Raw genomic sequence first — 7,008 nt, forward strand, 5'->3', positions numbered from 1 at the left:
TGCGGCGTTTTTGTCCGTAAGTGCGGCAAGGAAAATAGCGATAAGCTCCTAGAAGCTTTGCACGGCAGCCTCTTCCAAAAACCGCTTGTTTATGAGCGAATTTTCGATGTCGGGGTGAGCTAGAATGATTAAATTTTTCATATTTTTCCTTTAAAATTTTGGTTTAGGGCGATAAAATTTGCCGCTAAAATCGCAGATAGAACTCCGCTTTGAAATTTTATTTTCAAATTAGCGGCAGAATTCTAAGGCAAAATTTCAAGACCAAATTTTAATGCCGAAGCTTCGGCGCTTAAATTTGACGCCGAAATTCCATAACAAATTTCAGCGCATAAATTTCATAATTAAAGCTTAGTGCAAAATGCGCTAGAGTTCTATTTCAAAACGCTGGCTTGGCGCTTTATTTCCCCGCAGCTAGCAGATCTGCAAGCACCTTTGCGGCGTGATCCTTTGCCTTGACGCTTTTATAGACCTTTAAAATTTTGCCGTCCTTGCCGATCAGAAAGGTCGAGCGCACGATGCCTAGATACTCGCGCCCGTAGTTTTTGCGCACCTGCCACGCGCCGTATAGCTTGGCTACCTCGTGCTGCGGATCGCTCAGCAGGATGTGCTTTAGGCTCTGCTTGGCGATGAAGCCCGCGTGGGATTTGGCGCTGTCGGGGCTGATGCCGACGATCACGCAGTCTGCGGCGATGAAATCATCGTACGCGGCGCTAAATTCGCACGCTTCGGTCGTGCAGCCGGGGGTGTTATCCTTGGGGTAAAAATACAGCGCGACCCTCTTACCCGCGAAGTCCTTTAGCGCGACGCTCGCTCCGTCGGCGTTTTGCAGCGTAAAAGCGGGTGCTACGTCTCCTGCTTGCAGCGTGATTTTGCGCTCGCGATCCTCTGTGCTGAACTCGCCTTCGATCTGTGTTTTTCTCTGCATATCGTGTCCTTTTTTTGAAATTTTCGGGCTCGTAGCCCAAGTTGCGGCTAAATTTTAATCTTTTTTCATAAATTTATCCTTGCTTTGGATGAAATTTTGCTCCGTGCCGCAGCTGCACACGCATCGGGCGAATCGTAAGCAGATCGTTCTAGACGAGACTAATTCTGGAAGCTTGTGCTTTGCGGCATGCGTAAAAACATTTTGTAGCGCGTGCCTTGAGACAGTATGGTAAGAGAGTGCTTAGTTATCTATCGTGCCACGCAAATCCCATTCCTCACAAGCAAAATAACGCCCGCTTAATCTACTTTTAGCTTTTTAACGATATGATTCTGCAAATTTTAACAAAGGAAATAACATGAAAACGCTCGTGATCTTATCGCATCCGAATTTCGCCGCCTCGCGCGTGAACAAAGCCCTATCGCAGGTCGCAAAGGGCGCTGCTGGCGTAGAGGTGCGCCATTTGGAGGGACTTTACGGCACCGATACTGCTCGCATTGACGCCCGCGCAGAGCAAGACGCGCTACGCGGCGCGGATCGCATCGTATTTTTGTACCCGATGTACTGGCTAAATGTGCCGCCTATGCTAAAAGCCTATATTGACACCGTCTTTTCGCACGAGCTGGTGGGCTCCGGCGCGCTTAAGGGCAAGGTCTTGCAGCTTGCGCTAAGCGTCAGCACCCCGCTTGGCGAGTACTCCAAACAGGGTGCTATCGGCTTTAGCCTGGATGAAATTTTAACGCCGCTTAAGATCGCAGCAAACTACTGCGGGATGGACTTTGCTGTGCCGTTTGTCAGCAGCGGATTTGAGCCGGGCGAGTTTGGCGACGATGCCGTAGATGCCGCAGCCGCACGCTTTGGCAAGCTTTTGCGAGGCGAACTAAGCCCCGGCGAGTATCAAATTTAGCAAAGCAAATGCCCGCTACCCGCGGCTATGAGCCGAAATTTTACGAGAGTGATTTTATCCGCGGAATCTACGCCTTTTAACGAGCCGATCGGTAAAAGCTCAAAAAACGCTCGGGTTTAGGGCGAGGCGATCGGCTCGATGATCTGTCCGTGCTGCTATCTATCGGCGGGCGCGGTTAGTGCGTGCTTGCTTTAATCTGGATCGGTCCGCCCTCTCGGTACGGATATCTGTGCGAGGATTGATCGCTACTGCGTAAAGCGGCGGCGTGTCACGAGCGCGTAAAATATGAAAGCGCATCGTTATAGGCGAGCGGGCAGAGTGAAGAGGGGTCTGCGTTTCATAAATATCTCGCGTGGGTGGGCTTGCGTACTGCATGTATGCAAAGCCTGCGCGAAATGCGCACTGCGGTAAAATAGGGTAAGACCGCTTCTTGGTGTGATTGGGGCTGGATGTCGCGCGGGGTGCATCTGCGCGCATGAGAGAAAAGACCGCTTATAGCGCTATTTGAGCTGCTACGAAATTTGATTTATCAAAAAAGATTTTTGAAGAAGGAGCAGAATTCATAAAATTTCGCTCCTTGATTTCGCGATGTTTAAAGCGTGCACATCGGTTCGCACAATGCAGGATTATTTTACGCCGACGATGATTTGAGTAGCTTTTATGATCGCGGTTACTTCGTCGCCGACTGCTAGCGCCAAATTTTTAACGGAGCCGTTTGTGACGATCGCGCTTAAATTTTCGCCGCCTGCAGTTCTGACATCGATTTCAGCATTGATTGCGCCCTCTTTAACGGCGGTGATTTTGCCTTTTAGCTGGTTCACAGCACTTAGACGAAGGTCGTTTTCTCCCTTTGAAATGATGACATTTGGGGCTTTGAATAAAAATACCGCCTCTTTGCCCGCCTTTAGATCTAAGGCTTTTTCGGAGTCGACCGTAACGGTCGCTTTTAGCACGTCGCCGCCTCTGGTTTTAGCTGTGATTAGCGAATTTACCGCACCTATTTTTACGTCGCTGATTACGACGTGAAGCTGATTTCTAGCACTGATTGCCATTGTTTCTCCTTGTAAAAAATTACGAGCAATGTTAGCGGCAAATCCTTAAATGAAATTTAAAAATGCTGCATGTAAGAAATTAATTTGATTTGTTGCGAATTTATATTAAGCCCACTTTTTAAATTCCTAGCTTGCATTATGAAAAATAGCGTTAAAAAATAGATGAAATTCTAAATTTGCATATTAAATCGGGTTATTTTCCTTGAAATTTTATTCGCTTTTTATAAAATTCTGCGTTTTTTAGAGCTCTGACGCAAAATTTAGCGTTTGTTTTATGCGCACCTGTGAAGTGTACATCCGGATAAAATTTATCGCAAATCGTGCCTGGTAAGGCTTTAAGAGCGCTCCGCTTACGCCTTGTTCGCTGAATTCTATGCCTCGTACATTGGTTTTACGAATAGATTTTGGTGAGCGAGGCGATTTTACATTTGCTTTAAAATACAGCTAGAGGTGCGTTTTGTGCCAAAATTTCAGCGCACCTTGCTTTGCAGAAAATCACGCAGAATCATCGCGTGGTTGCAGTGCTCGTCCTTTGCGGCATATAGCAGCGTGACGACCGGCTCGTTTTTAACCGCTTTTAAAAACTCCGCTACGGCGGGATTTTGCTCAAGCTCAGCTAAGTAAAGCTCCTTAAAATGGGCGAAATTCTCAGGCTTATGCGCGAAAAGCTTGCGTATTTCGGTGCTAGGCGTTATATCTTTCGCCCACATATCAAGCTCCAGCGCGTCTTTTTTTATGCCGCGCGGCCAAAGCCTGTCGCATAGTACGCGAAAACCATCCCCTTCCTCTGCGCTCTCATAAACGCGCTTAATCTTAAATTTTGTCATAGTTTACTCCTTTAAATTTGCTAGTCTTTGATGAAATAATCGCCGTCGAAGCTTACGAGCGAGTATTTGCGCTCGCTCCCAAGCGCTTCTACGAGCTCAGGCACGCTAAGAAACGTGAGGCTGTCGGCGCCTATAAATTTGCAAATTTCATCCGTGCTCATATTTGCGGCGATCAGCTCGCGCACGCTCGGCGTGTCGATCCCGTAGCGTTCGGGATACTTTAGCTCCGGGCTTGCGATGCACATATGTACGCGCGCCGCGCCCGCATGGCGCAGAAGCTCGACGATCTTTTTGCTCGTAGTGCCGCGCACGATGCTGTCGTCGATCACCGCGACGCTTTTGCCGTGTAGTTCCGCCGCGATCGGATTTAGCTTGAGTTTAACCTTTAAATTTCGCACCTCTTGCGTCGGCTCGATGAAGGTGCGGCCGATGTAGTGGTTGCGCACGATCGCCATCTCGAAGGGCAGCTTGCTCTCTTGCGCGAAACCCAGCGCCGCCGGCACGCCGCTATCGGGTACGGGCACGACGAAATCGGCTTTTAGCTCTTTACATTTTCGCGCGAGCGCCGCGCCCAGTTTTTTTCTGACCTCGTATACGTTTTTGCCCTCTACGACGCTGTCGGGGCGCGCGAAGTAGATGTATTCAAACGCGCAAATTCTAGCCTCCGCAGCTTTTAAAATTTCAAACGAGCTAAACTCATCCTTACCCTCTTCGAAAATCACCATCTCGCCGGGCTTTACGTCGCGGACGAACTCGGCTCCTACGAGATCAAACGCGCAGGTCTCGCTCGCGACGATGTAGCCGCCGTCTTTGAGCCTGCCGATGCTGAGCGGACGCACGCCGTAGCGATCGCGCACGGCAAACATCTTCGAGCGGCTTAAAATCAGAAGCGAATACGCGCCTACGCACTGTTGCAGCGCCTCGATGATGCGGTCTTTTAGATGCTCCTGCTTACTGCGTGCGATGAGGTGCAGGATGTTTTCGGTGTCCATGCCGGACTGAAAGATCGCCCCCTCGCTTACGAGCTTGCGGCGAATTTCGTCTTTATTGATCAAATTTCCGTTATGAACGATCGAGATCTCCCCCAAAGCGTAGTTGCCCGCAACGGGCTGCGCGTCCTTTAGGCTATCTGCGCCCGCGGTGCCGTAGCGGTTGTGACCGATCGCGATGTTGCCTTTTAAAATTTCAAAACTCGCGGGGCTAAAAACCTCCGTCACGAGCCCTGTGGCTTTGATCGTTTTGATATGATGGTTGAAGCTCGAGCTGATGCCGCTTGCCTCCTGGCCGCGGTGCTGCATGGCAAAAAGCCCGTAATACGCGGTTTTAGCCGCACCTTCGGAATTTATGACTCCCACGATTGCGCACATTTTCTAACCTCTTAAATTTTATTTTTTAGAAATTTATCTATATTTTGTTTTATCATTGACGGCTCGCCGTCCGGCATTTTGCCGGCGCCTCATCAAATAGATCGGCTGAAATTTTAAACCTCTCGGCGATATTCGCTCTGCCTTTGGCGTAGCTGTCGAATAGCCCGACTTTGTAAATTCCAAAGCTTTCAAGCTCGGGCTTGAGCTCGCACAAAAAATTTAAAATTTCATCTTTGATTGGCATTTTTTCCTCTTAAATTTAGCCGCAAAGCCTAGATTCCTAAGCAGTCGTCGATGCCGTAAAGCCCGCTATTTTGCGATGCTAGCCATACCGCCGCCTTTATCGCGCCTCTGGCAAAGGTCGCGCGCGAAGTCGCCGTATGATTTAGCTCGATGAACTCGCCCTCGCCGTAAAATCCCACGGTGTGGCGCCCGACTATATCGCCGCCGCGCAGCGACATCACGGCGATCTCGTCCTTACCGCGCTCGCCGATGAGCCCGTCGCGACCGCTTACGCGCACGTCTTTTAAGCTTAGCTCGCGCGCACTTGCGGCACTCTCGGCAAGGCTCATCGCCGTGCCGCTCGGGGCGTCTTTTTTGTGGCGGTGGTGCATCTCTAAAATTTCGCAGTCAAAATCGCGCAGGCTCCTGCTAGCAAGCGCTACGAGCTTGTTTAGCACCGCGACGCCCAGGCTCATATTCGTAGCGTGCAGTACGGGCATCTTCGCGCCGCATTCGCGCAGTAGCCGCTCGCCCTCCTCGCCCAGAGCCGTCGTGCCGATGCAAAGCGGCTTTGGGTGCGAAAGCGCAAATTTCATTAAGCTTATCGCGCCGTCTCGGATCGTAAAGTCTATCACGACGTCGCAGCCGCCAAAAAGCTCGTCGTAGCTGCGGCTTGCGGCGCAGCTCGGCGTATAATCAAGCGGCGCGACCGTGTAGATCACGCTTGCTCGCGCCTGATCGAAATTTTTCAGGCATTCGTAGATCATCGTGCCCATTCTGCCGCTTCCGCCGTGAATTCCTATATTTATCATCGCCATTCCTTTAAATTTGATCCGCTTAGTATAGCCAAATTTTGCTTACACTACCTCTCTACGCCGAGACTTAGCGGGATAAAGCTGTTTTGTTTGAGCTCCGCTTCGCTCGGCTTTTTGATCTCTATGCGAGAGGCGCTTACGCCGCGCTGCACGAGTGCCGCTTGCACGGCAGTCGCCCTGGCAAGGGCTAACTCATCAAGACGCGAACGGGTAAATTTCTGCGCGCTTATCAGCTCCTCCATCGCCTCATCGCCGCTAGCTTTGATATCGTATTTGATCTTAAGCGCCGCTATGGCTTCATCCGTGGAGAGGCCTTGTTTATTGGACATCAGCGTGAGGGTATTTTGCAGCGAGCGCCTTTTAAACTCGTGAGTATCGAGCTTTTCGTTATACGCAGAGTTTAGAATGATCTTAAGATCGGACTTAGCTTTTGTGACCTTGGCCAAATCATCGATTTTAGAGCTTTCGCTGATTAAAATTTCGCTGCTCGCCGCCTCAAAATCGATACTTTCGAGCTTTTTCGTATCTACGCCCGCGATCTTTCCCATAAATCTAAACGGACTTAACACGATGTCAGATAGCAGTTTTTTGACCGCGCCCCAAACGAGCGCGCCGTAGCTAAATTTCGGATCGCTCAGCGTGCCGCTTAGAGGCAGGCTAAGATCGATCTGATCGTCGCTGTCCTTTAGGATCGATACGACTAGACCGATCGGAAGGCTCAGCGCATCCTTGCTCTGCACCTCTTTGCCGAGCTCGAAGCGGTCTAAATTTAGATCATTGCTTGCGTTTAGCTTGCCATCGTCGATTTTGTAGGCAAGTTTTAAATTTAGCTTACCGCCCGCGATTTCATTGCCGATATATTTGGCGGTATAGGGCGATGCGGGCGCAAGCGGGAT

8 protein-coding genes are annotated in these 7,008 nt (G+C 50.1%); 1 reads left to right on the forward strand and 7 read right to left on the reverse strand.

Annotated elements, in window-relative coordinates:
• Positions 1 to 397 precede the first annotated feature (397 nt).
• On the reverse strand, positions 398 to 925 hold the full coding sequence (gene bcp, locus Q0256_RS04355; RefSeq protein WP_297960374.1) for a thioredoxin-dependent thiol peroxidase: 528 nt from the start codon (positions 923 to 925) through the stop codon (positions 398 to 400).
• A gap of 355 nt (positions 926 to 1,280) precedes the next feature.
• Here bcp and Q0256_RS04360 point away from each other — a divergent pair, with 355 nt between their 5' ends.
• Positions 1,281 to 1,829: an NAD(P)H-dependent oxidoreductase gene (locus Q0256_RS04360; RefSeq protein WP_297960377.1), complete on the forward strand. Its 549-nt coding sequence runs from the start codon at positions 1,281 to 1,283 to the stop codon at positions 1,827 to 1,829.
• A gap of 626 nt (positions 1,830 to 2,455) precedes the next feature.
• Here the strand turns inward: Q0256_RS04360 and Q0256_RS04365 are convergent.
• The 6 genes from Q0256_RS04365 to Q0256_RS04390 all read right to left on the reverse strand — a co-directional run.
• On the reverse strand, positions 2,456 to 2,881 hold the full coding sequence (locus Q0256_RS04365; RefSeq protein ID WP_297960379.1) for a molybdopterin-binding protein: 426 nt from the start codon (positions 2,879 to 2,881) through the stop codon (positions 2,456 to 2,458).
• Positions 2,882 to 3,351: 470 nt separating this feature from the next.
• Positions 3,352 to 3,708 (reverse strand): DUF488 domain-containing protein, encoded by a 357-nt coding sequence (locus Q0256_RS04370; RefSeq protein WP_297960382.1) that lies wholly within the window; start codon positions 3,706 to 3,708, stop codon positions 3,352 to 3,354.
• A gap of 20 nt (positions 3,709 to 3,728) precedes the next feature.
• Complete coding sequence (gene purF / locus Q0256_RS04375) at positions 3,729 to 5,075, reverse strand: amidophosphoribosyltransferase (protein WP_297960384.1); 1,347 nt, start codon at positions 5,073 to 5,075, stop codon at positions 3,729 to 3,731.
• 52 nt (positions 5,076 to 5,127) lie between these two features.
• The gene (locus tag Q0256_RS04380) at positions 5,128 to 5,319 is read right to left on the reverse strand and encodes a hypothetical protein (RefSeq protein ID WP_297960388.1); all 192 of its coding nucleotides are present in this window, start codon (positions 5,317 to 5,319) and stop codon (positions 5,128 to 5,130) included.
• A 28-nt stretch (positions 5,320 to 5,347) separates the two neighbouring features.
• Complete coding sequence (gene dapB, locus Q0256_RS04385; RefSeq protein WP_297960391.1) at positions 5,348 to 6,109, reverse strand: 4-hydroxy-tetrahydrodipicolinate reductase; 762 nt, start codon at positions 6,107 to 6,109, stop codon at positions 5,348 to 5,350.
• Between the two features lie 50 nt (positions 6,110 to 6,159).
• The coding region (locus Q0256_RS04390) for a DUF748 domain-containing protein (RefSeq protein ID WP_297960394.1) at positions 6,160 to 7,008 on the reverse strand (849 nt) is incomplete at its 5' end.

The organism is uncultured Campylobacter sp. (assembly GCF_937949835.1).
Taxonomy (GTDB): domain Bacteria; phylum Campylobacterota; class Campylobacteria; order Campylobacterales; family Campylobacteraceae; genus Campylobacter_B.

What these genes read in the sequence shown, in the direction of transcription:
- bcp (WP_297960374.1), bottom strand. Translation starts at nt 925, where the DNA reads ATGCAGAGAAAAACACAGATCGAAGGCGAGTTCAGCACAGAGGATCGC.
- Q0256_RS04360 (WP_297960377.1), top strand. Translation starts at nt 1,281, where the DNA reads ATGAAAACGCTCGTGATCTTATCGCATCCGAATTTCGCCGCCTCGCGC.
- Q0256_RS04365 (WP_297960379.1), bottom strand. Translation starts at nt 2,881, where the DNA reads ATGGCAATCAGTGCTAGAAATCAGCTTCACGTCGTAATCAGCGACGTA.
- Q0256_RS04370 (WP_297960382.1), bottom strand. Translation starts at nt 3,708, where the DNA reads ATGACAAAATTTAAGATTAAGCGCGTTTATGAGAGCGCAGAGGAAGGG.
- purF (WP_297960384.1), bottom strand. Translation starts at nt 5,075, where the DNA reads ATGTGCGCAATCGTGGGAGTCATAAATTCCGAAGGTGCGGCTAAAACC.
- Q0256_RS04380 (WP_297960388.1), bottom strand. Translation starts at nt 5,319, where the DNA reads ATGCCAATCAAAGATGAAATTTTAAATTTTTTGTGCGAGCTCAAGCCC.
- dapB (WP_297960391.1), bottom strand. Translation starts at nt 6,109, where the DNA reads ATGATAAATATAGGAATTCACGGCGGAAGCGGCAGAATGGGCACGATG.